The 25,206-nt window shown below is 68.0% G+C and carries 29 protein-coding genes; 12 read left to right on the top strand and 17 right to left on the bottom strand.

The window, feature by feature from the left end; translation table 11 throughout:
* Positions 1-59 precede the first annotated feature (59 nt).
* The 8 genes from E3O54_RS07610 to E3O54_RS07575 all read left to right on the top strand — a co-directional run bounded on the left by E3O54_RS07610 (position 60) and on the right by E3O54_RS07575 (position 6,205).
* On the top strand, positions 60-956 hold the full coding sequence (locus tag E3O54_RS07610) for a thiamine pyrophosphate-dependent enzyme (RefSeq protein ID WP_241976793.1): 897 nt from the start codon (positions 60-62) through the stop codon (positions 954-956).
* Positions 957-969: 13 nt separating this feature from the next.
* Positions 970-1,767 carry an alpha-ketoacid dehydrogenase subunit beta gene (locus tag E3O54_RS07605; protein ID WP_134401310.1) on the top strand — a complete coding sequence of 266 codons (798 nt, stop codon included), beginning with the start codon at positions 970-972 and terminating at the stop codon, positions 1,765-1,767.
* Complete coding sequence (locus E3O54_RS07600) at positions 1,760-2,926, top strand: E3 binding domain-containing protein (protein ID WP_134401309.1); 1,167 nt, start codon at positions 1,760-1,762, stop codon at positions 2,924-2,926. The genes E3O54_RS07605 and E3O54_RS07600 overlap by 8 nt, the downstream gene beginning before the upstream one ends.
* Positions 2,923-3,174, top strand: coding sequence for an acyl carrier protein (locus E3O54_RS07595; protein WP_134401308.1), 252 nt, complete (start codon positions 2,923-2,925; stop codon positions 3,172-3,174). Before E3O54_RS07600 ends, E3O54_RS07595 begins: the two co-directional genes overlap by 4 nt.
* A 105-nt stretch (positions 3,175-3,279) precedes the next feature.
* Complete coding sequence (locus E3O54_RS16555) at positions 3,280-4,218, top strand: RNA polymerase sigma factor RpoD/SigA (protein ID WP_104194766.1); 939 nt, start codon at positions 3,280-3,282, stop codon at positions 4,216-4,218.
* Positions 4,219-4,414: 196 nt separating this feature from the next.
* A complete protein-coding gene (locus E3O54_RS07585) occupies positions 4,415-5,308 on the top strand; it encodes a D-hexose-6-phosphate mutarotase (protein WP_104099740.1) in 894 nt (297 codons plus the stop codon).
* Between the two features lie 114 nt (positions 5,309-5,422).
* Positions 5,423-5,863 (top strand): Asp23/Gls24 family envelope stress response protein, encoded by a 441-nt coding sequence (locus E3O54_RS07580; protein WP_134401307.1) that lies wholly within the window; start codon positions 5,423-5,425, stop codon positions 5,861-5,863.
* 75 nt (positions 5,864-5,938) lie between these two features.
* Entirely contained in the window at positions 5,939-6,205 is a 267-nt protein-coding gene (locus E3O54_RS07575; protein ID WP_104099742.1) for a GlsB/YeaQ/YmgE family stress response membrane protein, read from the top strand.
* A 129-nt stretch (positions 6,206-6,334) separates the two neighbouring features.
* On the opposite strand, the gene E3O54_RS07570 is transcribed toward E3O54_RS07575, so the two are convergent.
* On the bottom strand, positions 6,335-6,856 hold the full coding sequence (locus E3O54_RS07570) for a DinB family protein (protein WP_134401306.1): 522 nt from the start codon (positions 6,854-6,856) through the stop codon (positions 6,335-6,337).
* Positions 6,857-6,974: 118 nt separating this feature from the next.
* Here E3O54_RS07570 and E3O54_RS07565 point away from each other — a divergent pair, with 118 nt between their 5' ends.
* Together E3O54_RS07565 and E3O54_RS07560 are read left to right on the top strand one after the other, a co-directional pair.
* Positions 6,975-7,385, top strand: coding sequence for a DUF4383 domain-containing protein (locus tag E3O54_RS07565; protein ID WP_104099744.1), 411 nt, complete (start codon positions 6,975-6,977; stop codon positions 7,383-7,385).
* Positions 7,386-7,421: 36 nt separating this feature from the next.
* Positions 7,422-8,003, top strand: a complete 582-nt coding sequence (locus tag E3O54_RS07560) for a hypothetical protein (protein WP_134401305.1) — start codon at positions 7,422-7,424, stop codon at positions 8,001-8,003.
* Positions 8,004-8,055: 52 nt separating this feature from the next.
* Here the strand turns inward: E3O54_RS07560 and E3O54_RS07555 are convergent, their stop codons facing one another.
* Both E3O54_RS07555 and E3O54_RS07545 read right to left on the bottom strand, forming a co-directional pair.
* Positions 8,056-9,291, bottom strand: a complete 1,236-nt coding sequence (locus E3O54_RS07555; protein WP_158250214.1) for a serine hydrolase — start codon at positions 9,289-9,291, stop codon at positions 8,056-8,058.
* A gap of 400 nt (positions 9,292-9,691) precedes the next feature.
* Positions 9,692-11,005 (bottom strand): ATP-dependent RecD-like DNA helicase, encoded by a 1,314-nt coding sequence (locus tag E3O54_RS07545; protein ID WP_104099748.1) that lies wholly within the window; start codon positions 11,003-11,005, stop codon positions 9,692-9,694.
* Between the two features lie 111 nt (positions 11,006-11,116).
* Between E3O54_RS07545 and E3O54_RS07540 the strand changes: the two genes are divergently transcribed.
* A complete protein-coding gene (locus E3O54_RS07540; RefSeq protein ID WP_134401304.1) occupies positions 11,117-12,160 on the top strand; it encodes a hypothetical protein in 1,044 nt (347 codons plus the stop codon).
* A 33-nt stretch (positions 12,161-12,193) separates the two neighbouring features.
* On the opposite strand, the gene E3O54_RS07535 is transcribed toward E3O54_RS07540, so the two are convergent.
* The 14 genes from E3O54_RS07535 to E3O54_RS07470 all read right to left on the bottom strand — a co-directional run bounded on the left by E3O54_RS07535 (position 12,194) and on the right by E3O54_RS07470 (position 24,677).
* Entirely contained in the window at positions 12,194-14,200 is a 2,007-nt protein-coding gene (locus tag E3O54_RS07535; protein WP_174720201.1) for a cytochrome c oxidase assembly protein, read from the bottom strand.
* Positions 14,201-14,318: 118 nt separating this feature from the next.
* Positions 14,319-14,606 carry an HU family DNA-binding protein gene (locus tag E3O54_RS07530; protein ID WP_104099750.1) on the bottom strand — a complete coding sequence of 96 codons (288 nt, stop codon included), beginning with the start codon at positions 14,604-14,606 and terminating at the stop codon, positions 14,319-14,321.
* A 272-nt stretch (positions 14,607-14,878) separates the two neighbouring features.
* Entirely contained in the window at positions 14,879-15,184 is a 306-nt protein-coding gene (rpsN, locus tag E3O54_RS07525) for a 30S ribosomal protein S14 (RefSeq protein ID WP_104099751.1), read from the bottom strand.
* Between the two features lie 2 nt (positions 15,185-15,186).
* The gene (gene rpmG, locus E3O54_RS07520; RefSeq protein WP_104099752.1) at positions 15,187-15,354 is read right to left on the bottom strand and encodes a 50S ribosomal protein L33; all 168 of its coding nucleotides are present in this window, start codon (positions 15,352-15,354) and stop codon (positions 15,187-15,189) included.
* Entirely contained in the window at positions 15,354-15,590 is a 237-nt protein-coding gene (gene rpmB, locus E3O54_RS07515) for a 50S ribosomal protein L28 (protein ID WP_104099753.1), read from the bottom strand. Before rpmB ends, rpmG begins: the two co-directional genes overlap by 1 nt.
* Before the next feature lie 61 nt (positions 15,591-15,651).
* Complete coding sequence (locus E3O54_RS17330) at positions 15,652-16,278, bottom strand: Fur family transcriptional regulator (RefSeq protein ID WP_370247529.1); 627 nt, start codon at positions 16,276-16,278, stop codon at positions 15,652-15,654.
* The gene (locus tag E3O54_RS07505) at positions 16,275-17,081 is read right to left on the bottom strand and encodes a metal ABC transporter permease (RefSeq protein WP_134401303.1); all 807 of its coding nucleotides are present in this window, start codon (positions 17,079-17,081) and stop codon (positions 16,275-16,277) included. Before E3O54_RS07505 ends, E3O54_RS17330 begins: the two co-directional genes overlap by 4 nt.
* Positions 17,081-18,040, bottom strand: a complete 960-nt coding sequence (locus tag E3O54_RS07500; protein ID WP_134401302.1) for a metal ABC transporter permease — start codon at positions 18,038-18,040, stop codon at positions 17,081-17,083. Before E3O54_RS07500 ends, E3O54_RS07505 begins: the two co-directional genes overlap by 1 nt.
* Position 18,041: 1 nt before the next feature.
* Positions 18,042-18,833, bottom strand: coding sequence for a metal ABC transporter ATP-binding protein (locus E3O54_RS07495; protein WP_104099757.1), 792 nt, complete (start codon positions 18,831-18,833; stop codon positions 18,042-18,044).
* 7 nt (positions 18,834-18,840) lie between these two features.
* Positions 18,841-19,860 (bottom strand): metal ABC transporter substrate-binding protein, encoded by a 1,020-nt coding sequence (locus tag E3O54_RS07490; protein ID WP_198411446.1) that lies wholly within the window; start codon positions 19,858-19,860, stop codon positions 18,841-18,843.
* A gap of 74 nt (positions 19,861-19,934) precedes the next feature.
* Positions 19,935-21,311 (bottom strand): dihydrolipoamide acetyltransferase family protein, encoded by a 1,377-nt coding sequence (locus tag E3O54_RS07485; RefSeq protein ID WP_134401301.1) that lies wholly within the window; start codon positions 21,309-21,311, stop codon positions 19,935-19,937.
* Between the two features lie 51 nt (positions 21,312-21,362).
* Entirely contained in the window at positions 21,363-22,322 is a 960-nt protein-coding gene (locus E3O54_RS07480) for an alpha-ketoacid dehydrogenase subunit beta (RefSeq protein ID WP_233191201.1), read from the bottom strand.
* 119 nt (positions 22,323-22,441) lie between these two features.
* Complete coding sequence (locus E3O54_RS07475; RefSeq protein ID WP_104099759.1) at positions 22,442-23,533, bottom strand: thiamine pyrophosphate-dependent dehydrogenase E1 component subunit alpha; 1,092 nt, start codon at positions 23,531-23,533, stop codon at positions 22,442-22,444.
* Positions 23,534-23,573: 40 nt separating this feature from the next.
* Positions 23,574-24,677 (bottom strand): histidinol-phosphate transaminase, encoded by a 1,104-nt coding sequence (locus tag E3O54_RS07470; protein ID WP_134342716.1) that lies wholly within the window; start codon positions 24,675-24,677, stop codon positions 23,574-23,576.
* A gap of 99 nt (positions 24,678-24,776) precedes the next feature.
* Here E3O54_RS07470 and E3O54_RS07465 point away from each other — a divergent pair, with 99 nt between their 5' ends.
* Complete coding sequence (locus E3O54_RS07465; RefSeq protein ID WP_104099761.1) at positions 24,777-25,169, top strand: phage holin family protein; 393 nt, start codon at positions 24,777-24,779, stop codon at positions 25,167-25,169.
* The last annotated feature ends 37 nt before the right edge of the window (positions 25,170-25,206 follow it).

Here is a 25,206-nt window from a genome sequence, read left to right as displayed (position 1 = left end):
ACGACGTCATCAAGTCGTCCGGGCACCTGATCGGGCCCTTCGAGATGGAGAGCTCGCTGATGGAGCACGAGGCGGTGGCGGAAGCCGGTGTGATCGGCATCCCGGATCCGGTTGACGGCGAGGTGGTCAAGGCCTTCGTGGCACTAAAGACAGAGTGGGAGCCCAGCGAGGTTCTGCGCCTGGACATCATCGGCTTCGCCCGCGGCGCCTCGGCCCGGCCGTGGCGCCGCGGGAACTGGACTTCAACCTCACTTCCCAAGATCCGCGGGTTCATGCACGTCTGCATCGGCGATCAGGCGGTGGCAGCCGGCGTTCTGGTGACGCTCGAACCGGAGGACGCCGTCGTGGCGACCAACCGCGAACACGGCCACGCGCTGCTGCGAGGGGTCGCCGCCGGCGCAATCCTGGCCGAGATGTACGGATTCGAACAGGGATGCTGCCGGGGCCGCAGCGGGTCCATGCACCTTTTCGACGCGGCCACCCGGTTCTTCGGGGGCAACGCCATCGTCGCCGGCGGTCTTCCTCTCGCCATCGGTCTGGCTCTGGCCGACAAGATGGCGGGCCGTTCCCGCGTCACCGCCTGCTTCTTCGGCGAGGGCGCCGTCGAGGAAGCCACTCGGCGCGCCGTCGCCGCCGTGAGAGCCGGCGCCGGACCGCACTTCCTCGAGCTCCGCACGTACCGCTTCCGGGCACACTCGATGATCGACCCCGTGCGCTACCGCGAGAAGGCCGAGGTGGCCCAGGGGCTGGAGCGCGACCCGATCGACCTGCTGCGCGCCGCGCTGGAGGCCGCCGGCGAGCTCCCCGAGCGCATGTGGGCCGACCTGCAGGCATCCGTGGACACCGAGGTGCAGGCCGCCGTCGACTTCGCCGAGGCAGGCACCGCGCAACCGGTCGAAAACCTCACCCGCCACGTGTATACCGAGAGAGACGTCACCGAGCAGGAACGATCATGAAACGGATGCCGAGATGAAAACCACCTATCGCGAGGCCATGCGGGCGGCCATCCGGGAGGCGATGGCGCGCGATGACCGGGTGTTCATGATGGGGGAAGACGTCGGGGCCCACGGCGGCTGCTTCGCGGTGAGCCTGGGTCTGCTAGAGGAATTCAGGCCCGAACGCATCCGGGACACCCCGCTTTCGGAAACCGGGTTCGAGCGGGCCGGGATCGGCGCGGCCCTGGGCGGGATGCGCCCGATCGTCGAGATCATGACCGTCAACCCCAGTCTGCTCGCCCTCGGCCAGATCATGAACAACGCGGCGACCCTGTCCTACATGTCGGGCGGGCAGTTCAGTGTGCCCGTGGTGATCCGCATGACCACCGGCGCCGGGCGCCAGCTGGCCGCCCAACACTCCCACGGCCTCGAGGGCTGGTACGCACACATCCCGGGCCTGCGTATCCTCACTCCGTCGTCCCTGGCCGACGCCCGCGGGATGCTGTGGAGCGCCCTGCAAGACCCTGACCCGGTGCTGATCTTCGAGCCTGGTTCGCTCTACAACACTGCCGGCGAGCTCGACGATGACGCCGGCGTGGTCGACATCGACACCGCGGTCGTGATCGACGAAGAATGGCGCAGCGGCAGCATCTCGGCCGAGATCAGCGCCCGCATCACCGAAACAGCCTTCTTCGACCTGGATTCTCCGGTCGGCCGGGTCTGCAGCGCCGAGGTGCCGCTGCCCTACGCCCGGCACCTGGAGCAGGCCGCCCCGCCGTCGGCCGCACGCGTCATCGCCGCCGCCCGGGAGGCGGTGGGCACCCGTGGGTGAGTTCCGGATGCCGGCGCTCGGCGCGGACACGGAGCAGGGCAGCGTGGTGGAGTGGCTGGTCAAGCCGGGCGACTGCGTGCATCGCGGCGACATGGTCGCCGTCGTCGACACCGAGAAGGCGGACATCGACGTGGAGTCGTTCGAGGAGGGCGTGGTCGCCGAGCTGCTCGTCGAGGTCGGCACGACCGTTCCGGTCGGCGCACCACTCGCCCGGATCACCCAGACCCCGGCGGCCGAGGTCGAGCCCACGGTGCCGACCACGTCCGCGCCGGCCCCGGCGCTCGCCCGGGCGGTCCCGGTGCCGGGCTTCGTGTCTCCCCCTATGCGCCAGCTTGCACACCGGCTCGGCATCGACACCGACGCGTTGCACGGAACCGGGAAGCACGGCGCCCTCACCCGGGCCGACGTGGAGCAGGCCGCAGCCGCGCTGTCGACCGCCGAACAACCGCCTGCCCGGCACCGGCCGCCTGCCGAACAACCGTCTGCCCCGGCAGTAACCCCGCTGACGGTCCGCCGGGTGCGGTCCTCCCCGCTCGTGCGGCGCGTCGCCAAGAGTCTCGGCGTGGACCTGGCAGTCGTGCCGGGCACCGGCGCCGGGGGCGCCGTCACCGAGGCCGACGTGCGCAACGTCACCACCGCGCCACCCGTCGCAGAGCCGGCCGCCGCACCAGTGATCGCACCAACCGCCGGGCCAACCGCCGCTCCAACGGATGCCGCCGAGCGGGCCGCGGGCCTGCTCCGCGCCATCGGGTCGCTGATGGCGCGCTCGAAGAAGACCATCCCGCACTACTACCTGAGCACCACCCTGGATTTGCGGGCGGCACTGGCCTGGATGGAGCAGTACAACTCCGCCCGCCCGATCGCTGAGCGGCTCGTGCCGGCCGCCCTGCTCCTGAAGGCCTCCGGGCTGGCCGTCAGGGACGTCCCCGAGGTCAACGGCTTCTTCACCGAGGGTTCCTTCCAACCGAGCGCCGCAGTGCACCTGAGCGTAGCCGTGGCATTGCGCCGGGGTGGCCTGGTTGCCCCCGCGCCGCACGACGCGGACACCCTGCCGCTGGAGGTGCTGATGAAACAGCTGCGGGACCTGGTGAGCCGGGCGCGCGGCGGGCGATTCCTCGCCCGGATCGACGAACTGTTGCAGAACCCGGAGGAGCTATGACCGAACAGACCGAACAGGAGGCCCGAGCGGCCGTGTATGCGGCCATCCGCCAGGTGGCGCCGGATGTCGACACCGACGATCTCGACGAGGGCGCGCGATTGCGCCAGGATCTGGAACTCGACTCGCTGGACTTCTTGCGGCTGATCGAGACGATCCACGAGGCGACAGGCGTTGACATCCCCGAGCGCGACTACGCGGTTGTCACAACGGTGCGAGTCCTGATCACCTATGTCGCCCTGCACGGTTGATTCAGTTCTCGAGCATTATTCGGTTTCTTCCCGGCCGAGTCAAGGCCCTCGACGCAGTCCCGCCCAGGATATGTACTGATGTTCCAGCCCGAACTGGAGGAACCCATGACCATTACCGCACATGCATCATCCGTTGCCACGTATAACCGTGCAGCGACGGACGCGTTCGGCGACTACCTGAGAAAAATCGGCAGCGTTTCGCTCCTCACCGCCGAGGACGAGGTCGACCTGGCCAGACGCATCGAAGTCGGCCTGTTCGCCGAGCAACGCAGCGAGCAGGGCGAAATTGAACCCTCTCTCCTCCGCGAGCTGGCCTGGCTTGCCCATGACGGCCGCCGCGCGAAGAACCACTTCATCGAAGCGAATCTGCGCCTGGTGGTCAGCATCGCCAAGCACTACTCCGGACGCGGAATGCCCATCATGGACCTCGTGCAGGACGGCAACATCGGCCTCGTCCGCGCCGTCGAAAAATACGACTTCATGACCGGCTACAAATTCTCCACCTACGCCACCTGGTGGATCCGCCAAGCCATCCACCGCGGCATGGCCGACAAATCCCGCATGATCCGCATCCCCGTGCACACCGCGGAGAAGCTCAACAAGATCAAGCGCATCCGCCGAGACCTCACCAGCACCCTCGACCGCGAACCCACCGTGGCGGAGCTCTCCGAGGCCTCGCAGATCCTGCCGGCCGATGTGATGCGCCTGCTGCGCTATGACAACGAGCCGATGTCCCTGCAGTCGCCGGTGGGCGATGGTCTCGGCGACATCTCCGAGCTGATCATCGACGACGACCTCCCCCAGCCCGAGGAGCATGCCGTGCTCACCATGCGGGCTTCGGACATCGTTTTCTACATGAGTGCCCTGCCGCCGCGGGAGCGGTCGATCCTGATGTCCCGGTTCGGTCTCGACGGGGGCGCGCCCCAGACGCTGGACCAGATCGCCGTCGTTCAGGGCGTGACCCGGGAACGGGTGCGCCAGATCGAGAAGCGCGCACTGGCCCTGCTGAAGGTGCCGTGCCTGGAACAGTACCTGCGCGATTGACCGCCTCTGGGCGGGGACCTGACCGGCTGACGCAGCGGCCGACGCGACTCGAGAAGTCACGTCAGCCGCTGTGGTCACTCCCCCTGCTCATCCATGGCGCCCAGTAGTTCCGGTCGAAGGCGATTTCACTGACGCTGCACAGCGAGGCGTCGATCGGCATTAGGCGCTGGGTCGCGGGAAGCGCGAAAATGGGCTCATGTCCTCCGTAAGCGCTGCACCCAGGTCTCTGCCCGCATCCGTTCGAATCGGAGAGGGCCGCGGTGGCCTCACCGTGGTGAGAGTGGTCGGTCGCGCCGGCTCCGCCGAGATCTACCTGCACGGCGCGCACGTCACCGACTTCACCCCGGCCGGCGGCCGGCCGGTGCTTTTCCTGAGCGACCTGAGCCGGTTCGAGGCCACCGCCGCGATCCGCGGCGGCGTGCCGATCTGCTTCCCCTGGTTCGGTGCGAACGCGCTCGATCCGGCCGCGCCGTCGCACGGTTTCGCCCGCCTGATCGAGTGGGAGCTCGTGGACGCCCACGAATCCGACGACGACGTCGTGCTCACCTTCAGCCTCACCGACACTCCCGCCACACGCACCTCGGCTTGGCCCCACCGTTTCGAGGCCCGCTACACGGTCACCGTCGGCGCCCGCCTGACCCTCGCTCTCCGGGTGACCAACCGGGAGACGGATGCGCTCAGCTACGAAGAAGCGCTGCACACCTATCTGCGAGTGAGCAATGTGCGCGGCACGACGGTCTCGGGGCTGCAGGGCACCGCGTTCCTGAACCAGCTGACCGCTCTGACCGAGCCCGCGGAGAACAACCCCCTGGGCTTCGGCACCGAGACGGACCGCCTCTATCTGGGCAGCCGCGGCAGCGCCACCGTCGCCGACCCGGACGGCCGCACCGTCACGATCGAATCCGACGGATCCGACAGCACCGTGGTCTGGAACCCCTGGGCCGACAAGGCCGCCCGGATGAGCGACTTCGGCGACGACGAGTGGCCCGGCATGGTCTGCGTGGAAACCGCGAACGTACGCCGGGACCAGGTACGTCTGGACGCCGGCCAGAGCCACACAACGACCGTCGAGTTCGCGGTTTCGGCCTGAGAACCGACCTTCGGGACTGCCCCGCAAAAACTTTCTTTCGGCGCTAGCGTGACGAATTCCCGTCGACCCACGTCATACTAGTGTCGCCCGGCTCGTGCCACGCGCCGCGACAGATTGGAGCTTGCCATCGTTGAACAGACGACCTCCGCACGACCAGCCGTCCCCCCAACCGGACCAGGGACGACTGTCATCGCCGATGGCGTCGTCGCGAAGGTAGCCGGCATCGCCGCACGCGAGGTGCCGGGCGTTCACGCGCTCGGCGGAAGCGCGGCCCGGGCTCTCGGCGCCATCCGGGAAGCCCTCAGCGTCGCCGACCTCTCCCCCGGGGTGAGCGTCACCACCGAGGGCGCCGCGGCATCCATCGCGATCTCCATCGTCGTCGAGTACCCGCACGAACTGCAAAAGGTCGCGGGCGCAGTGCGCAACGCGGTCGAGACGGCGATCGAGACAATCGTCGGCATGCAGGTCACCTCGGTCGATGTGACCGTCAAGGACGTGCACCAGGCGTCAGATGACACGGTCGCGGACGTCGACGAGGCAGACACCCCGGACTAGTCCGGCTCTTTTCCCCACTTCACCAGAACTGACCTTCATCAGTTCGCAAACAACAGAGAGACGCAAGGACAAATTATGGGCTTCATCGGATTCCTTATTCTCGGACTCATCGCCGGCGCAATCGCCAAGGCAATCCTGCCGGGCAACCAGGGCGGCGGCTGGGTCATCACCCTCATCCTCGGCGTGCTCGGCGCGTTCCTCGGTGGTTTCCTCGGCTCGGTCATCTTCGGCACGGGTCTGGAGAACTTCTTCGACATCTCGACCTGGCTTCTCGCCATCGCCGGCTCCGTCATCGTTCTCGTGATCTACGGCGCACTCACGGGGCGTCGCCGCCGGGCCTAAGTCACGGCAGCGCGACAAGCGCGAACGAACGGGCGCACTATTAGGGGGTGCTCCGGTTCGTTCGCGCTTATTTTTTGTTGATTCGTGCCTGCTGGCGTCCGATTGCCGGCATTCTGCGTGCCGGTGGCGTCAGCCGCCGGCGACGTCGTGCAGGTGGTGCACCGGATCGTGCACAAAATATTGCCCCATCGTGGTGACGGTGAACCGGGCACCGTCGCTGCGGCGACCGGTTCGGCCGTGGTCTGCGGGCGGAACGGCGGCGAAAGAGCCGGCGACGGATGCCGCGGCTTCGGCGAGTTCGCGGGCCACGACCGCCGGCTCCTGCTCGTTATAGCGCTCCATCACCGCGGTGGCGTCCTGGTCCCAGTTCGGGAAAGCCGGGTCGTCCTCGGCGAGCATGAGGGTGAGACGCTCGTCGAAGATGCGGAACACGTCGCGAACATGGGCCGCGTATTCCAGGGCAGACCAGGTCTGCTCGTCGGGGCGCGACGCGACATCCGTTCGCTGCAGCACCGGCTGCCAGCGGGCCGCGTTCTCGCGCACCAGCCGCGGAATGTGCGCGAAATCGACGTCGGCGGCGGAGAAACCGCACTCCGGGCAGGGGCGCTCCAGCACCCAGGTCCAATCTTTTGTATCCGCGCTGATTCCCATCCGGTGATCCTATCCGGTGGTCACGGCTACGCACCGGTGTCCGGCCAAACCGAACCGTCGTTGATTCCGAACAATGGGCGAGCACGGATGCACCGTGACATCTACTGGAGGTCTTCTCATGCGTACATCCCCCAACCGCATCATTGCCACTGTTTTCGGTGCCGTCTACGTTCTGGTCGGCGTGCTCGGTTTCTTCGTGACCGGCGGCGTCGACTTCTTCGCCACCGATGGCGGCCTGCTTCTCGGCATCTTCGCGGTCAACCCTCTCCACAACACGGCCCACCTCCTGATCGGCGCAGCACTGTTGATCGCCGGCCTGGCCACGGCCCCCGCCGCAAAGGCCGTCAACACCACGGTCGGTGCGGTGTACCTGCTCCTCGGAATTGTCGGTTTCTTCATCGCCGACACCGCGCTCAACATCCTCGCCCTTAACACGGCCGACCACTTCCTGCATCTGACCAGCGCCATCGTGCTGCTTGGAGCCGGTCTCGCAGCCGACAAGACGGTACCGCGCACGGTCACCGTCTAGCCCACGCGCGCCACCCACACCGCGGACAGGAATCCCATGACGCAGATCACGCGCCTCTGGATCGCTTTCGCCGCCCTCGGGGCAGGGATTATTCACCTGGCCGTGGGCGCCGGCGCTCCAGCCCTGCTCGCCGTCACCTTCGTCGGGCTCGGCGTCGCCGAGCTCTGCTGGGGTGTGGCGACGCTCGTGCGAGGAAGGCATCTTTGGCCGAACCAGGCCCTCGTCGCCGCCCTTCTCCCTGGCGTCATTTGGGCTGCAATGGTGGCGCTCCGCAGCACCTCGGCGGTGCCGGCCGACGCCACAGTGCTGCCGGTCTTCCCGATGACCATCGCCACCTCGTTCGGCGTGTTCGTGGCCGTCTCCCTTGCCCTCACCCGGCGGCGTGCCAGATGCCGGACGGCGGCATCCGACACCCCTGCCGGGGTGACCGGGGCGACCGAACCCGCACCGCAGGGCTGGCGTTTCCTGGCCGCGCTGACGCTCGGCAGCCTGCTGGTTTCCGGCCTGACCACTCCGGCCCTGGCCGCGACGGATGCCGGCACTCAGGCGGTCCCGCACGGGTCCCACGGTCACTCGGGCCCCGCCGTTCTGCCCGGCGCACCGCACTCCCACCACTGACCGGCTGCGGGCCAAAGATAATTCCCGGGTCTCGCTGGACCCGGCAGCCCTTCTAGTCCGGCTGCTGCGATCCGCAGACGGCGACAGCCCGGATTTCGCCGGCGACTTGGTTTTCGGTCCAGGGCAGGTTCAGCTGGGGTGCCGGCACCTCTCCGGACGCGGGCGCAGCGCCGGCGACCGCGGCAAGTCGGCGGGCGACCGCCTCGGCGAACCCGCGGCCGGAGGTCGAATTATTGAAGGAGACCACTACCGTGAGTCCGCTGACCGGGTCGGCCATCGCCGCCGAAATGAAACCGGGGATCTCCCCGGACTGACCGAGCAGCGGGCCGAACCGCTCGACCCCGAGGCCGTGTTGATGCCAGGAGAGGGCTCCGGCACCCGGCAGAACCGGCGCCCACTGCGCATCCGTCGATGTTTTCGACAGGAGGGTCCCCGCGGCCAGCGCCTGCGCCCAGATCTTCAGGTCGTCGAGGTTCGAGACCGCCCCCGCCGCCACTCCGCCCACCGAGGGCGACAGCTGCGTTACATCGAGCACGCTCCCACAGCGGGCCCTGCCGACCGGATCAAGGGCCGCGGCATAGCCGCGGGGACTCGGCCCCGGGATCGCAAGCTCGCCCGGCGATGGCAGGCTGGTGTTCGTCATGCCCAGCGGTTCGAACACGTAGTGCCGGTAGAGCCACGGCCAGTCGCGTCGGGTTGCCTGCTGCAGGGCGAGACCGAGCAGCACGACCCCGGTATCCGACGCGGACCAGGTTCCGCCGGGCAGCGCCACCCGAGGTGCGCCCGTGCCGCTCGCGATGACTTCACGTGTCGACCATTTGCGACTGGGGTTGGCCATAATCTGCGGAGCCATCAGGGAGGCGTGATCGGCCAGGCCGGACGTGTTGCGGCAAAGCTGCCCGAGGGTGATTTTGTCCAGCCCCACCACCCGGGGCACGTAGTCGGACACCGGATCCTCCAAGCGCACCCGCCCCTCCTCGACGAGCCGGAGCAGCACCGTGCAGGTCAGCGCCGTCGTGTTGGTGCCGATCCGGAATCGCATCTCCGGGGTGAGGGCACCCGGTGTCGTCCTCGAGACGGACCCGGGCGACGCGACCCAGGTGCCGGCCCACGGCGCCCAGACACCGGCAATGGCCCCCGAGGAACCGGACAGGGTCTTCGCCTCGGCGAGCACGTCATCCAGCCGGGACGTGACCTCGGACGAGAACGGGGCCGCCGCCTGCGCGCGGGCCTCCGGGGACGCATCCGTCGCCGCGGTGCACGCCGTCAGCACGAGGGCGGCACTCACGACGAGAGCCGGCACGCGGTGGTGGCGTGTGTGGGGGCTCGCGTGACGAGGTGCGGAGCCGGCTGGTACAAGGCCGGCTGCGGCTTGGCTGATCGGTGCCTGTCCGAGCTTCATCGCCTGACCCCCGTCGCGTCGCGGCCCACACAGGAGCGCCCCTGCACGACGGAGTGTACCCACGCCGCCGTCCGGCCGCACCGTATTGCTGCCGGCGGCCCCTCGGCTCTCGCTCTTGCCCCTACTGCCGCCCTCGTCCCTAACGAATTCGACGGAGATTTTGGGCTAGAGACTCTAGTTTTGGGCTGTTCTGCACCGTTTTCGGCAAAATCTCCGTCGAATTGGTGCGTAGGCAGCGGCGGGAGAGGCAGCCGCGAGAAGGGCAGCCGCGGCGGTAAACACGGGGCTAGTCGGCGGGGGTGACCGGGCAGGGGGTCTCGGTAGGGTGCGGGCCGCGCATGAACCGCTGCACGTTCTCGTCCACGATCATGTCGCTCGGGCGCAGCGGACGGGTCAGATAAAGGCCGTCCAGGCTGGTCAGCCGGCTGAGGGCCACATAGGTCTGGCCGGGGCTGAACACGCGCGCGCCGAGGTCGACGACCGCGCGTTCATAGGTGGCGCCCTGCGATTTGTGGATGGTGACCGCCCACGCCAGCCGCAACGGGAACTGCGTGAACTCGGCGACGACGTCTTTGCGCAGCTTCTTCGTGGTCGGGTTGTAGGTGTACTTGAACTTCTCCCACACCGCCGGTTCGACCTCGTGCGTTTCGCCGTCGATGTCCACGTACACCGTCGAATCGACCCGAGTGACGGTGCCGATGCTGCCGTTCACCCAGCGCGGGCCGCCGTCCTGGTTGGAGTCGTTGCGCAGAAACATGACCTGCGCCCCGACCTTCAGCTCGAGCACCTCGTCGGCGGGGAATGTGCGCCCGCCGAAGTCGCCGGTGACGTCGGCCTTGGCGGTCAGCGCCTTGCCGGGGAGGCGTTTGAGAGCGGATGCGTTGATCCGGTTCACGGAATCGTTGCGGGTGGCCAGCGTGATCACGCCCTCCCTCGGCGGGGTGCGGGCGCCCGCGGCGTTGAGCGCGCCGCCGATCTCGGCCGTGACCTGCCCGTGCCGCACCGCGTTGAGCATGTGTTTGAAGTCGGCGTCGCGCTGCCGGTGCACCTCGGTGAGCTCGAAGATGCGCAGGTCGGCGACCTGCCAGACCTTCGCGTCGAAGAACCACATCGACCGGTAGGTGTCCGCGAAGTAGGCACGCTCGTCGGAATCCCCCGGCACCGGGGCCAGCTGGTACGGGTCGCCGAAGAGCACGATCTGCGCGCCGCCGAACGTGTCGTTCGGCCGTTGCCGCGCCTGACGCAGGCTGCGGTCGATCGCATCCATCAGGTCGGCGTTGACCATCGACACCTCGTCGATGACGACCGTGTCGATCGTGTTGAGCAGTTTGCGTACCTGGTCGGACTGGTCGATCGCGTTGTCGGCGATCACGCCGATCGGCAGGCGGAACAGGGAGTGGATGGTCTGGCCGCCCACGTTCAAGGCCGCCACCCCGGTGGGAGCGGCAATCACGATCTGCTTGCTCGTGTTCCAGGCGAGGTGATTGAGCAGCGTCGACTTGCCGGTGCCGGCGCGCCCGGTCACGAACACGTTCTGCCGGGTTCCCTCGATGGCCTCGAACACTTCGGCCTGCTCGCGCGACAGCGGAATCTCAGACACGGGGGCGCTTTCGATGGGGTGCGGACGGGACATACCACTGTATCCGGCCCGGCTGCACGAGTCGGCCCCGGTCTACGGGTTGGTGGAGAACCGGCCCCGTAGGATGTGGGGGTGAGCAACCGGGACGGCAGGCGCCGGCGTAACGAGCGGCGCGCCATCGTGGCCGTGGTCATCGTTGCCGCCCTCCTTGGCGCAGGCCTGGTCGCGACGATCGGGTCGCTCAACCGCGACCTCTACAGCGCCGGCAGCTTCGTGGGGCAGTATCTCGACGCCCTGGCCCGCAAAGACACCGCCAGTGCGCTGCTGCTTCCCGGGGTCAAACCCACGGCTGCGGAGCTCAAAGCGGCCGCGCTGCCGAAGGACCTGCCGGACACCCTGCTGCGGAACTCTGTGCTGGGGGAGCTCACCGACATCCGTCTGACCGCTGACGACGAGTCGGCCGACGGACGGCACACGGTCGACTACGAGTTCCGGCTGAACGGCACACCCGCGGCGATGACCTTCCAGGTGGAGAGCGCCGGCACGTTCTTCGGCGTTTTCGACAGCTGGCGCTTCACCACCAGCCCGCTGGCCGTGCTGCGAGTGAACGTGCTGCAGCAGGCCACGTTCTCGGTGAACAGGCTGACCCTCGACACGCGTGCGCACGCCGCCGATGGCGCGCCGGAAATGTTCTCGAACCAGGCGGCCTACCTGGCCTTCGCACCAGCCCTCTACTCGTTCGAGCACACCTCCACCCTGCTCGACGCGGCCTCGCAGACGGTGCCGGTCGTCGCGTCCGGGGTGACGGATGTCACGGTCGACGCCCAGCCCAACGCCCAATTCATCGGTCAGGTCCAGGCCGAGCTGGACCGTTTCCTCGACGATTGCACCACGCAACAGGTGTTGCAGCCCACGAACTGCCCATTCGGCATCGAGATCAACGACCGGGTGCGAGACGACCCGATCTGGTCGATCGCCCAGTATCCCCCAGTCACCCTCGTGGCCGGCGACTCCACCTTCGAGATGCCCGACACCGAGGGGCAGGCGCACATTGTGGTGGAGGTGCAGTCGCTTTTCGACGGCGATGTCGAGGTGCGGGATGAGGACGTGGCCTTTGCGGTCGCGATCAGCGTGACCGTGAACCCGGACGGGTCGCTCGCTCTCCAGCTGCGCTGACCGGCGGCGGCTGCCCTGCTGAACGCTTTCTTGCTACTCCGAGCGGTCGTGCGCGGCGAGGCGGGCCAGGCCCGCGTTGTACTGGAGCAGTTCGGCGTCGCCCGTGCGGGCGGCGTTTCGGTCCTTGCGGCGGGTTTCCTTCTCGTCGCTGCGGCTCCATTGGATGGCCACCGCAATGGCCAGGGCGATCGTTGGGATCTCGCCGACGCTCCAGGCGATGCCACCGCCCATCTGCTGGTCCTCGATGCCGCTGAGCCCCCAATCGCGCCCCATGGCCCCGTACCAGTCGGCGAGGAGCAGCCCGGTGCCCGTCATCATGGTGACACCGAAGAAGGCGTGGAAGGCCATCGTGCCCAGAAGAAGCAGCAGGCGGCCGGCGTAGGGCAGGCGGTAGGGCACCGGGTCGATGCCGATCAGCGACTGCACGAACAGGTAGCCGGTGATCAGGAAGTGCACGATCATCCACTCGTGGCCGATGTGGTCGGTCGTCGCCCAGCTGAATAGCGAGGAGTAATAGAACACCCAGAGTGAACCGGCGAAGAGCACGGCTGCGACCAGCGGATTGGCCAGGAACCCCGCGTACGTCGAGTGCACGGCCAACAGGATCCACTCGCGGGCGCCGCGGCTGCCATCCTGCCGCTTGCGGATGGCCCGGGCGGCGAGAGTGACCGGCGCCCCGGGCACCAGAAAGACGGGCACGAGCATGGTCAGGGCCATGTGCATGAGCATGTGGGAGGAGAAGAGGTACTTCGCGTAGAGGTTCGCGCCGCCGTTGGTGATGTAGAACAGGATCAGCATGCCGGTCACCCAGAGCACGGTGCGGAAGACGGGCCACTTATCGCCGCGGCGGGCCAGGCGGCGCACCCCGGCCACGTAGAAGAAGATGCCGAACGCGCAGAACAGCACCCAGGCCAGGTCGAAGTTCCACTCGGTGAAGTAGCGGCTGAAAGTGAGCGGCGGTGGCAGGAGCTCGCCGGTCAGGATCTGGGCGGGCGTCGAGGTGGGAATCTCGGTCGCCGTGATCTGCTCGACCGGCGTCGCGGTCTTGGCGAGGGCGGCGGCAGCCCCGGAGGCGAGCCCCATGAACGCCAGTTCCGTGACGATGAGCCACCAAAACCAGACGCTCCGGCGAGGTGCGGGGGTCTGGGCGTCTCCGGGGGTGCTCCGCAGCATCCGCCCGATCACGTACCGGCGTTGCAGCACGCCGAACGCGCCGAGCACGGTGAGGGCGAAGACCTTGACCAGAACGAGGATGCCATAGGGCGAGAGCAGCCGGTCCCAGGCACCCAACCGCAGTTCGGCGCCGACGTAGCCGGACGCAGCGACGACGATGAAGGAAACGAGGGCGAGCGAGGAGTAGCGCGCGATGACCGGATCGAGGCGGCCGCCGGCCAACTGCTTGCGCAGCACGATGATGGTCAGCAGCCCGCCCAGCCAGACCGCGGCGAAGACCAGGTGCAGACCCAGGGCGGTGATGGCCACGTCGTGCCCCTCGGCGCCGGCCGCGTGCCCCTGTAGTGCAATCGGCACCAGGGCAGCCACGGCGAGGACCGTGACGAAGACGAGCCCGGTCAGTGAACGCACCGCGAAACACAAGACGGTGACGAAGGCCGCGATCAGGGTGGTGATCAGCCAGGCCTGGCCGATCTCGATGTCGCTGAAGAACTGTCCGGCGGTGGCGCTGAACCGGTCATCGAAGCTGAGCGGAATGGTCGTCACCTGCAGGAAGGTGAAGAAACCGGTGAGGGCGGATGCCACGGTGAAGACGGCGGCGGACCCGGCGGCGAAATCGAGGGCCGCGTTGTATTCGGGTTCCCGAGGGCTCAGGGCGAAAAGGGTGAGCACGAGGGCGCCGATGGTGCCGGCGGCGCTGAGGTTGACGAGGAGCTTGGCCAGCGGGAGACCCCACCGCACGACTGGTCCCGGATCGGCCAGCAGTTGCGCCGAAGCGCCGCCACCGTAGGCTAGCGCGACGAGCGTCGCCAGCGTCGCGACCAGCAGAAGCACTACCGGACCGGAAATACGCACGAGACGAGGCACTGACTCAGCCTAACCGTGCCCGGTGGACGCACGCTCCACGAGGCACGCTGACGTGTGACGTCACAGACGAAAGCAGGGCGCCGACCGAAGGCGACGCCCTGCTTTCTTGGTTCGCGACCTACTTGGCGGCAGCCTTGAGCTTGCTACCAGCGGTCAGCTTGACGCGGTGGCCCGCGGCGATGGCGATCTCTTCGCCGGTCTGCGGGTTGCGGCCGGTGCGCGCTGCGGTAGCGGTGCGCTCGACTCCGAGCCAGCCCGGGATCGTGACCTTGCCGTCGTTCGCGACGGTGTCGGCGAGAGTTGCAAAGAAAGCGTTCAGAACGCTGTCAACTGCAGCCTGGCTCTGGCCAGAGTCTGCGGCAACCTTGGCAACGAGCTCGGTCTTGTTCAGCGACTTGTCAGCCATTGAGTGTCCTCCTCGGACCTTTGTCTGTAAAAACAGGGATTCACGTATTGCGGGCGACGCTCCGAGGAGCGACTCCGTTTGGCCGGTTGGACCGGGTTGAATCTAGCAGACAACCGCGGAATTCCGCGGATTTGCGGCGTTTCCAGCCGGTTTGGCTGCCGTAACGGCTTCATTTTCGCTGTGGGCGAAAAAAGAGGATGCCGACCGGAGTCGACATCCTCTCGCTTCAGAACCGAGGTTCCGAATGACCGGCTAAGCGGCTTGGTGCGTTGTTACCAGCTGGACTTGGTGATGCCGGGCAGTTCGCCGCGGTGAGCCATGTCGCGGAAACGCACGCGGGAGATTCCGAACTTGCTGAGGTGTCCACGGGGACGACCGTCGACCGCGTCGCGGTTGCGCAGGCGAACCGGCGACGCGTTGCGGGGAAGCTTCTGCAGGCCGAGGCGAGCAGCTTCACGGGACTCATCGGTGCCGGCCGGGTTGACGAGGGCCTTCTTGAGCTCAAGGCGCTTCGCGGCGTAGCGCTCGACGATAACCTTGCGCTGGTTGTTCTTGGCAATCATGCTCTTCTTCGCCATTTTTAGCGCTCCTCACGGAAGTCAACGTGCTTGCGCACTACGGGGTCGTACTTCTTGAGTACGAGACGGTCGGGGTCGTTGCGACGGTTCTTCTTGGTCACGTAGGTGTAACCGGTGCCGGCCGTCGAACGGAGCTTGATGATCGGGCGGACGTCATGCTGCTTGGCCATTAGATTTTCTCCCCACGAGCGAGAAGGTCCTTGACGACCGATTCAATGCCACGAGCGTCGATCACCTTGATGCCCTTGACGGACAAGGTCAGCGTGACGTTGCGGCGAAGCGACGGTACGTAGTACTTCTTGGTCTGAACGTTCGGGTCGAAGCGACGCTTGGTGCGTCGGTGCGAGTGCGAAATGTTGTGTCCGAAGCCGGGAACGGCGCCGGTCACCTGGCAAGTAGCTGCCATGGTTCTCCTCCAATACCGAAGGGCGAATGCCCTTCCCAAGATCTCTTGTCGGCTGGCATGACTACACTTCCGCGAAGCGGAAGCGAGCGAACCAGCAGTGCACGCACAGATATGCGCAGCAGCATGCAACATTACGCGGTGCTCTCCCCCAGCGCAAACTGAACCAATTCGACGGAGATTTTGCCGATTCAGGCCCTAAAACCGGCAAAACCGGGTTGTGGGGGCAGAATCTCCGTCGAATTCGTTCGGGGCGAGGACGAGTCCGGCGGGCGGCGGTGGGCCTAGTCCACGGATGCGGCGGAGCAGGCCGCGCAGAGACCGAACACGTCGACCACGTGGGCGGCCTGGCTGANGCCTGGCTGAAGCCGTGCTCGGCGGCCACGTTCTTGGCCCAGTTTTCCACGGCGTCCGCTTCGATCTCGACGGTGAGTCCGCAGTTGCGGCAGATCAGGTGGTGGTGGTGGTCGGTCGTGCTGCAGGCGCGGTAGAGCGCCTCACCGTCGGGCGACTGCAGCGAGTCGGCCTCGCCCTCGCCGGCCAGGTCGGCCAGGGCCCGGTACACCGTGGCCAGGCCGATGGGCGAACCGGTGGCGTGCAGGCTGGCGTGCAGACCCTGGGCGCTGACGAATCCCTCGGCGTCGCTGAGTGCGGTGCGCACGGCCTCGCGCTGCCAGGTGTTTCGCTTCATGCTTTCAACCGTAACCGCGCCCGGACCAGCCGGCGACCGCCCAGGGCCACCAGGAAGAAGACGGCCGCGGTGAGGGCGATCGCCGGCCCGGCGGCCACGTCGATCGCCCGGGACAGGAGCACTCCGACCAGGCCGGCGGCCGCGCCCAGCACCGGAGCGAGAACCAGGATCTGGGTGGCGGTGCGCGTGACCAGGCGCGCGGCGGCGGCCGGGGCCGCGATCAGCGCGATCGCGAGGATCGCCCCGACGGCCGGCATTGCGGTGACCACGGTGGCGGTGGTCAGGGCGAGGGTGAGCAGCTCGATCGGCCATTCCCGGAATCCGGCGGCGCGGAATCCGCTCGGGTCGAAGGTAGAGAACAGGATCTCCTTGCCCAGCAGCACCATCACGGCCACGGCCACCCCGAGCACGCCGACGGCCAGCCAGACGTCACCGGTCGTGACGGTGAGGATCGACCCGACCAAATAGGAGTCGACCTGCACCGGCAGCGACGGGTTGAGGGCCTGCAGAAGCACGCCGAGCGCGAAGCCCGCGGTGAGCAGGATGCCGGACGCCACCTGGGTGCCCTGCCGCTTCACCCGGCCGATCAGGGTCATGATGCCGACGATGAGGATGCTCGCCAGGGCCGCCCCGAGTGGGATGCTCACGCCGACGATCGTGGCGGTCACGGCGCCCGGGAAGGTGGCGTGGGTGAGGGCCTGGGCGAAGAAAGTGCGGCGGCGCAATATGACGAGGGATCCGACCAGCCCGCTGAGGGCGCCGATCACGGCGGCCGCGAGGAGTGCCTTCTCGAAGTAGCCCATCACGTCACCAGCTGTTCGTGCGGCGGCGGGGTGTGCGGCTGCGGGGACAGCGGCGGCGGGGTGCGCGGCGGCGGGGTGCGCTGCAACCGCGGACGGGGCGAACCCAGCCGCCGAAGACCGTCGATGGACAGGCGCAACAGCAGCACCACGGCGTAGCCGGCGACCAGCACCAGCACCACGGTCGCGCCGCTGGGCAGGTCGAGACCGGCCTGCACGGATGCCTGGAAACCGAGCACGAGCCCAAGCCAGGCACCGAGGGCCGCGAAACAGGCCGCGATCGGGAACAGCAGCCAGAGCCGGTCAGTGATGAGCCGGGCCACGGCGCCGGGCACGATCAACACGGCCAGGACGAGGAGGTTGCCGACGGCGCTGGAGGCCGCGACGACCACGAGGGCGATGGCCACGTTGAGCACGAGGTCGAGCGCGAGCGTGCGGTAGCCGGCCGCGGCGAAGCCGACCCGGTCGAAGGCGCGGAACACCTCCTCCTTGAGCGTGAGCCCGATCAGGACCAGCGCCACGAGGCAGATGGCGACGGTCTGCACGACCTCATTCGGGCTGACCGTGAGGAGGCGGCCGAAGAGAAGCTGCTCCAGCTGGCCGACGTAGTTCGTCTCGCGGGAGACCAGGATGATGCCCACGCTGAACATGGCGGTGAAGACGATGGCGACCGCGGCATCCGAGGACACGGACTGGCGCACGATCAGGGTGAGGATGACCGCCGCGAACAGGGCGGCGACCATCGCGCCGGCGAACAGCCCCTCGCGCCCACCCCAGACGAAGCCGATCGCGATGCCGGGGAAGACCGCGTGGGTGAGACCGTCGCTGATGAACTCGAGGCCCCGCAGGTTGACCAGCACCCCGACGACGCCGGCTACCAGGCTGAGCGCACCCAGCACGAAGAGGGCCCGGGTCATGAACGGCAGGGCAAAGGCGTCGATCAGCGGGCTGAGGAAGTCCATCTCAGTGACCGGTGTGCCCGGGCACAACCACGGTGTGCTCGTCGATCTCCACGCCGACCTCTCGGAACGTGCGCTGCACGTTCTCCAGGATCAGCACCGACTCGCGCGGCCCGAACGCCACCTGGGCGCCATTGAGCAGCAACACCTGTTCGCAGACCTCGCGGGCGAGCTGGAGGTCGTGGGTGGAGACGACCACGGCCACCCCCTCCTCCTTCAAACGCTTGACGGTGCCCACGAGCGCGTCCCGATTCTGCTGGTCGAGGCCGTTGAACGGCTCGTCGAGCAGCAGCAGGCGGGGCCCCGCGGCCACGGCCCGTGCGAGCAGTCCGCGCTGCTGCTGGCCGCCGGAGAGTTCCCCGAAGCGGGTTTTCGCGCGATGCGCGAGGCCCACCGCGTCGAGTGCACGGGCCACGGCCTGACGGTCGCGCTTACCGGGCAGGCGCAGCCAGCCTAGCGAGCGGTAGCGCCCCATCATGACGACCTGCTCGAGCGTGACCGGGAACTGCTGGTCGATCTCGTCGGCCTGCGGCACGTAACCGATGGATCCGGCCGGGGCCGCTGCCGCTCCCAGCACCTCGACGGTACCGCTCACGCGCTGGATCAGGCCGAGGATGCCCTTGAGCAGCGTGGACTTGCCGGACCCGTTGGGCCCGATCAGCGCCACGGCCTCGCCGGCGTGCACCTCGAAGTCGATGTCGGCCAGGGCAGGGCTCTGGCCGTAGGAAAAGGAGGCGCCCGCCACCTTGAGCGCGACAGGCGCGCTCGGCCGTACTTGAGAAGGGTTCTCGATCACTGACTAACTATCGCAGGTCTGCGGGCACCGCGGTGGGCTCGGCTCCCCAGGATTCGAGGATCAGGCCGACGTTGTGCAGCTGCGAACTGATGTAGGTGGCGCCGTCACTGTGCCGCGCACCGAGGGAGTCGCTGTAGAGCGCGTCCTCCCCCGAGTACACGCTGACGCCGGCCTCGCCGGCGATGGTGTCGGCGGCCTTCGGGCTGATCGAGGCCTCGGAGAAGACCGCCTTGACCCCGGTGGCCGTGATGGCGTCGACGAGTTCGTCGATCGCGGCGGCGCTGGGCTCGGCGTTGTCGTCGAAGCTCGGGATGATGGAGCCGACGTAGGTGATGCCGTAAGCCTCGGTGAAGTAGCCGAATGCGTCGTGGTTGCTCACGAGCAGGCGCTGCTCGGCGGGCACGGCGTCGATGTTGGTACGGATCCAGTCGTCGAGCTCGGCCAGCCGGCCGGTGTAGGCGGTCGCGTTGGCCTCGACGTCCGGGGCCAGGTCCGGCTGGGCATCACTGAGGCCCGTGGCGATGGTGACGGCCATGGTCTCGGCATTGGACACGTCGGTCCAGATGTGAGGGTTGCCGCCCTGGTGGGAGTGCTCGGCGTCATCCGTCGCGGCCTTGTCGTCGGCGTGGTCCTCTTCGCCGGCTGCGATGTCCTGGATCTCGATGCCCTCGTCGGAGTCGATCGTCACGCCGTCGAAACCGCTGGCGCTGATTGCGTCGTCGAGCCACTCCTCGAGGCCGACCCCATTGATCACGAGCACATCGGCCTCACCGAGGGCTGTCAAGTCGGCCACGGACGGGTCATAGCTGTGCGCGCTCTGGTTGGGCTGGATGAGCTGGGTCACTACTACGCCCGCGGTGTCGCCGACGACGTTGCGGGTGAGGTCCGCCACCTGGGTGGTCGTCGCGACCACCTTGAGGTCGCCGGCGCCGGCGCCATCCGCCGAACCGCCGGTCGGAGTGCAGCCGACCATGGTCAGCGCGGCAACGGCGGCCAGGGCGGTGAGGACGAGTCGATTGTTGGTCACAGGGCCGATGTTACGTCTAATGATAATGATTGTCAACACCAATAAGGGCCGCCGCCGGGATCTCCTCCGGGACCTTACTCGAGCAGCAGCGCGGGCTCCTCGATGATGCTCGCGACATCCGCCAGGAAGCGGCTCGCGACATCCCCATCGACCACGCGATGGTCGAAGCTCGCGCCGATGGTCGTCACCTGACGCACCCGCACCTCGCCGTCGACGACCCACGGTTTGGGCTTGATCGTTCCGAGGGCCACGATGCCGGCCTCGCCGGAGTTGAGGATGGGCGTGCCGGTATCCATGCCGAAGACACCGATATTGGTGATCGTGATCGTGCCGTTCGACATCTCCGCCGGCGAGGTCTTGCCGTCCCGCGCGGTGAGCGTGAGCTTCTCAAGGGCGCGGGCCAGTTCAAGCAGGCTCATATCCTGCGCTTCCTTCACATTGGGCACGATGAGCCCACGGGGGGTGGCCGCGGCGATGCCCAGGTTCACGTAGTGCTTGATCACGATTTCCTCGTCGGTGAAAACCGAGTTGACCGTGGGGTTGCGCCGCACGGCCCAGATCATGGCTTTGGCCATGATCAGCATCGGGGACACGCGCACGCCCGCGAAGTCGGTGGACGCCTTGAGCCGCTTGACGAACTCCATGGTGCGGGTGGCGTCCACGTCGACGAAGAGGCTCACGTGCGGTGCGGTGAAGGCGCTGGAGGCCATGGCCTGGGCGATGGCCTTGCGCACGCCTTTGACCGGGACGCGCTCCTCACGGTCGCTGGGCCATTCCGGCGTCTGGATGTTGCGGAACACGCTGGCCTGGGTGGCCTCCCGCAGCACGTCCTCGCGGGTGACGTCGCCGACCGGGCCGGTCGCCTCGACCAGGGACAAGTCCACACCGAGGTCCTTGGCCAGCTTGCGGATCGGCGGCTTGGCGACGACGGGGCCCGCGGATGCCGCGCGCGGCAGCTGCGGGAGCTGCGAAGTGGCCGGGCGCGTGGGGTGCACGGGCGGCGGCGCGATCGACTCGTGGGCGACGGGGGTGACCCCGTGGCGCTTGCGCCGGGTGGGCATGGTCGCCGCGGCGCCGCGCCCGACCAGGACCGCGCCCGGCGTCTCGGCCGGCTCGTCCGTGATGGTGGAGCCGGCATCCGCTGCCGCGCTGGCCAGCTCGCCCGCGCCGTTCGCGATCGCACTGCTCGACGCAGACGCGACGGCGACGGTCTCGGCCACGATGGTGATGATGACCGTTCCGACGTCGACGGTCGTGCCGGGTTTCACCAGGATCTCCCCGACCACGCCGATGTACGGCGACGGCAGCTCGACGAGCGACTTCGCGGTCTCGATCTCGACCAGCACCTGGTTGATCGACACGGTGTCGCCGGGCGCCACCTTCCACTCCACGATTTCGGCCTCGGTGAGACCCTCGCCGACGTCGGGCAGTGTGAATTTCGACACGCTCATCGAGTACGCTCCTTGCGATTGGTGAGGCGAGAAGCCCTGGTGCGACTCATATCAGTAGGAGAGGGCGCGGTCGACGGCCTCGAGCACGCGGTCCGGGCTGGGCAGGAAGTGCGTCTCGACGGCGGCCGGCGGGAACGGGGTGTCGAAACCGGAGACGCGCAGCACGGGAGCCTCGAGCAGGTAGAAGGCCTTCTCCATGACGGTCGCGGCGATCTCCGATCCGACGCTGACGAAGCCGTGGGCCTCCTGGGCGACGACCAGATGCCCGGTCTTCTCGACCGACGCGAGGATGGGACCGTAGTCGATCGGCGAGATTGAACGCAGGTCGATGACCTCGACGCTGGTTCCCTCCGCCGCCGCGAGATCCGCCGCCTGCAGCAGGACGCTGACCATGGCGCCGTGGCCGACGACCGTCGCATCCGTACCGCTGCGTACCACGCGGCTGGCGTGCAGGGGCGTGCCGCTCTCGGCAAGGTTCACCTCACCCTTGGGCCAGTAGCGGCTCTTGGGCTCGAAGAAGATGACCGGGTCGTCGGAGGCGATGGCCTCCTGCAACATCCAGTAGGCGTCGTGCGGGTTCGACGGGCTGACCACGCGCAGGCCCGGCGTGTGCGCGAAGTACGTCTCCGGGCTCTCCTGGTGGTGCTCGATCGACCCGATGTGGCCGCCGTAGGGGATGCGGATCACGACGGGCATGGAGACCTCACCCTCGTGCCGGTTGCGCATCCGCGCCAGCTGGCTGGTGATCTGGTCAAAGCCGGGGAAGACGAACCCGTCGAACTGGATCTCGCAGACCGGGCGGTAGCCGCGCAGGGCCAGGCCGATGGCCGTACCGATGATGCCGGACTCGGCCAGCGGGGTGTCGAGCACGCGCTTGTCGCCGAATTCGGCGATCAGACCCTCGGTGACGCGGAAGACCCCGCCCAGCGGGCCGATGTCCTCGCCCATCATCAGCACCCGGGGGTTGTCGCGCATGGCCTGGCGCAGGCCCGCGTTGAGGGCCTTCGTCATGGGCAGGTTCGCCGTTCCGGTGCCGGGAATGGCCCGCTTGGCGGCGGCCGGGTGTCCCGGGGTCGGCATCGCGGTGGTCGGTGTGGCGAGGCCGGTGGTGCTCGTCACGATCGTGTCGCTCACGCGTCGCCTCCTTCGAAGGATGCCTCGTAGTGGTCGAGCCAGGCCTTCTGTTCCTGGATCAGCGGGTGGGGTTCGGCGTAGACGTTGTCGAAGATGACAGCCTTCTCCGGGGAGTGGATGTCGAGGGCCCGGCGGCGCACATCCGCGGCGTAGTCGTCGGCCTCCTCGTCGACGGCGTCGAGGAACTCCGGCTCGACCCCCAGGCCCTGCAGGTAGCTGCGGAAGCGCACGATCGGGTCGCGGGCCACCCAGTAGGCCAGCTGTTCCGGGTCGCGGTACTTGGTGGGGTCGTCGGCCGTGGTGTGGGCACCGACTCGGTAGGTCAGGGCCTCGATCAGGGCGGGGCCGTGGCCGGCGCGGGCGTCGTCGAGGTGCTTGGCCGTCACCGCGAAACTGGCGAGCACGTCGTTGCCGTCGATCTGGGTGCCGGGCATGCCGAAGCCGGCGGCACGCAGGTAGAGCGGAGTGCGGGACTGCCGGGTCACGGGCACTGAGATGGCCCAGTGGTTGTTCTGCAGGAAGAAGACCTGCGGGGTCTGGTAGCTGGCGGCGAAGACGAGCGCCTCGTTGGCGTCGCCCTGCGACGAAGCTCCATCGCCGTAGTACACGATGACGGCCTGGTCGGTCTCGGGATTGCCGGTCGCGGTCGCGCCGTCGAGCTGCATGCCCATCGCGTAGCCCGTGGCGTGCAGGGTCTGCGAGGCCAGCACAAGGGTGTACAGGTGGAAGTTGCCGTGGTCCTCGGGGGTCCAGCCGCCGAGGGTGACACCGCGCAGCATCCGCAGGATATCGACGGGGTCGAGTCCGCGGATCATGCCGACGACGTGCTCGCGATAGGACGGGAACACGTGGTCCTGCGGCCGGGTTGCGTAGGCGGAGCCGACCTGGGCGGCCTCCTGGCCGTGGCTGGGCACCCAGAGGGCCAGCTGGCCCTGCCGCTGCAGGTTCGCGGCCTCGGTGTCGAACCGGCGCACCACCACCATGTCGCGGTAGAACCGCCGATGGTCGGCCTCGGTCAGTCGATCGAGGTAGGGCAGGAACTCGGCCGCGGAATCGCTCGGGGCGAAGACACCCTCCGGGGAGAGCATTCGCACCGTGGGAGAGGCACTCGGGGTCGCTGACACCGTACTAACCTAGCCCTCGGGCAGGGTGCCCCGTTGGTAGATCGTCAACAATGTCGGCGCAAATACCCAGGAGCTTCTCCACGGATTCTTCCTCACCGATCGAAATTCGGATGCCCTCGGGGAACGGGCGCACGATCAGGCCGACGGCCGACAGGACATCGGCGATGTCGGCGGTGTCCTCGGCGGTGGGCAGCCAGATGAAGTTTCCCTGAGGCACCGGAATGTTCCAGCCCTGCTCGCTCAGCAGGCGCCAGACCCGGTCGCGCCGCTCGGTCAGGGCACGCACCCGCCGCAGCAGCTGGTCGGCGGCGTCGAGAGAGGCGATCGCGGCCGCGCCGGCAACACCTGTGACCGAGAGCGGGATCGCGGTGGACCTCGCCGCATCGAGCACGGCGACGGGACCGAGGGCGTAGCCGACGCGCAGGCCGGCCAGGCCGTAGGCCTTGGAGAAAGTGCGCAGCACGACCAGGTTCGGGAACCGGGACAGCAGTGGCAGGCCGGTGACCGCCTCGGGGTCGGTGACGAACTCGCAGTAGGCCTCATCGAGGATGACGAGGAGGTCCGGCGGGACGACGGCCATGAACGATTCGAACTCGTCGCCCGTGACGGCAGTCCCGGTCGGATTGTTCGGGCTGCAGATGATGACGACGCGGGTATGGTCCGTGATGCGGGTGGCCATCTCGGGCAGGTCGTGGCGATGGTCGGCCCGGTTCGGAACCTGCACGCTCGTGGCACCGGCGACGGTGACCAGACCGGGGTAGGCCTCGAAGGAGCGCCACGAGTAGAGCACCTCGTCACCCGGTCCCGCGGCGGCGAGGATGAGCTGGGCCAGGAGGGCCACGGAGCCGGCACCGATGTGCACCTCGTCGACGCTCAGGCCGAACTGCGTGGCCAGCCGTTCGCGCAGGGCCAGCGCCGAGGCATCCGGGTACCGGTTGTACGCGGTCTCGGCGTTCACGGCGGCGATGACGCCGGGCAGCGGATCGAAGGGGTTCTCGTTGCTCGAGAGTTTGAACGCGCTGGCTGCGGCAGCTTGACCCTGCCGATAGGCCGGGAGGGCGACAATCTCGGGGCGCAGGCGGACCGAGGGCGGGTCTGATGGGCTCACTCGGCGATTCTACGCCGCGGCATATTCACGTGGCCGCATGGTTAGGCCCCGGGCTGGCCCATCCGTGCGACCAGTCACCGGCGATGCCATAGTGGAGTCATGGCCAGATTCCTGATCAAGCTGATCCTCAACTCCGTCGCCCTGTGGCTCACGACCCTGCTCGTCAGCGGGGTGCGGGTCGATCCGTTCGCCGAGGGCACGACCGCCCTGATCGCCACCTATCTGTTGGTCGCGCTGGTCTTCGGCCTCGTCAACAGTGTGATCGGCGGCTTCGTGCGGGTTGTCGCGTTCCCGGTCTACATCCTCACGCTCGGCCTGATTTCCTTGATCGTGAATGGTTTCCTGCTGATGATCGTGGCCTGGTTCTCGGGCCTGGTCGGCTTCGGGCTCGTGGTGGACGATTTCTGGTGGGGTGTGCTCGGCGCACTCGTGCTGGGCATCATCAGCTGGATTCTCGGCGTGCTGATCCGACCGGTCACCCCCCGCTCGTAGCGATCTCCAGCCGTCGGGTCAGCCGTCGGGTCAGCCG

This window comes from Cryobacterium sp. TMT2-4 (assembly GCF_004402575.1).
GTDB lineage: Bacteria > Actinomycetota > Actinomycetes > Actinomycetales > Microbacteriaceae > Cryobacterium > Cryobacterium sandaracinum.
This window is presented reverse-complemented; position numbering and strand designations above follow the sequence as displayed.

Bases quoted from the DNA above. Each gene is read 5' to 3' on its own strand.
- E3O54_RS07610 (WP_241976793.1), top strand. From the start codon at position 60: ATGGAGCACGAGGCGGTGGCGGAAGCCGGTGTGATCGGCATCCCGGAT.
- E3O54_RS07605 (WP_134401310.1), top strand. From the start codon at position 970: ATGAAAACCACCTATCGCGAGGCCATGCGGGCGGCCATCCGGGAGGCG.
- E3O54_RS07595 (WP_134401308.1), top strand. From the start codon at position 2,923: ATGACCGAACAGACCGAACAGGAGGCCCGAGCGGCCGTGTATGCGGCC.
- E3O54_RS16555 (WP_104194766.1), top strand. From the start codon at position 3,280: ATGACCATTACCGCACATGCATCATCCGTTGCCACGTATAACCGTGCA.
- E3O54_RS07585 (WP_104099740.1), top strand. From the start codon at position 4,415: ATGTCCTCCGTAAGCGCTGCACCCAGGTCTCTGCCCGCATCCGTTCGA.
- E3O54_RS07575 (WP_104099742.1), top strand. From the start codon at position 5,939: ATGGGCTTCATCGGATTCCTTATTCTCGGACTCATCGCCGGCGCAATC.
- E3O54_RS07570 (WP_134401306.1), bottom strand. From the start codon at position 6,856: ATGGGAATCAGCGCGGATACAAAAGATTGGACCTGGGTGCTGGAGCGC.
- E3O54_RS07565 (WP_104099744.1), top strand. From the start codon at position 6,975: ATGCGTACATCCCCCAACCGCATCATTGCCACTGTTTTCGGTGCCGTC.
- E3O54_RS07560 (WP_134401305.1), top strand. From the start codon at position 7,422: ATGACGCAGATCACGCGCCTCTGGATCGCTTTCGCCGCCCTCGGGGCA.
- E3O54_RS07530 (WP_104099750.1), bottom strand. From the start codon at position 14,606: ATGGCTGACAAGTCGCTGAACAAGACCGAGCTCGTTGCCAAGGTTGCC.
- rpsN (WP_104099751.1), bottom strand. From the start codon at position 15,184: ATGGCGAAGAAGAGCATGATTGCCAAGAACAACCAGCGCAAGGTTATC.
- rpmG (WP_104099752.1), bottom strand. From the start codon at position 15,354: ATGGCCAAGCAGCATGACGTCCGCCCGATCATCAAGCTCCGTTCGACG.
- rpmB (WP_104099753.1), bottom strand. From the start codon at position 15,590: ATGGCAGCTACTTGCCAGGTGACCGGCGCCGTTCCCGGCTTCGGACAC.
- E3O54_RS07505 (WP_134401303.1), bottom strand. From the start codon at position 17,081: ATGGGCTACTTCGAGAAGGCACTCCTCGCGGCCGCCGTGATCGGCGCC.
- E3O54_RS07500 (WP_134401302.1), bottom strand. From the start codon at position 18,040: ATGGACTTCCTCAGCCCGCTGATCGACGCCTTTGCCCTGCCGTTCATG.
- E3O54_RS07485 (WP_134401301.1), bottom strand. From the start codon at position 21,311: ATGAGCGTGTCGAAATTCACACTGCCCGACGTCGGCGAGGGTCTCACC.
- E3O54_RS07480 (WP_233191201.1), bottom strand. From the start codon at position 22,322: ATGACGAAGGCCCTCAACGCGGGCCTGCGCCAGGCCATGCGCGACAAC.
- E3O54_RS07475 (WP_104099759.1), bottom strand. From the start codon at position 23,533: ATGCTCTCCCCGGAGGGTGTCTTCGCCCCGAGCGATTCCGCGGCCGAG.
- E3O54_RS07465 (WP_104099761.1), top strand. From the start codon at position 24,777: ATGGCCAGATTCCTGATCAAGCTGATCCTCAACTCCGTCGCCCTGTGG.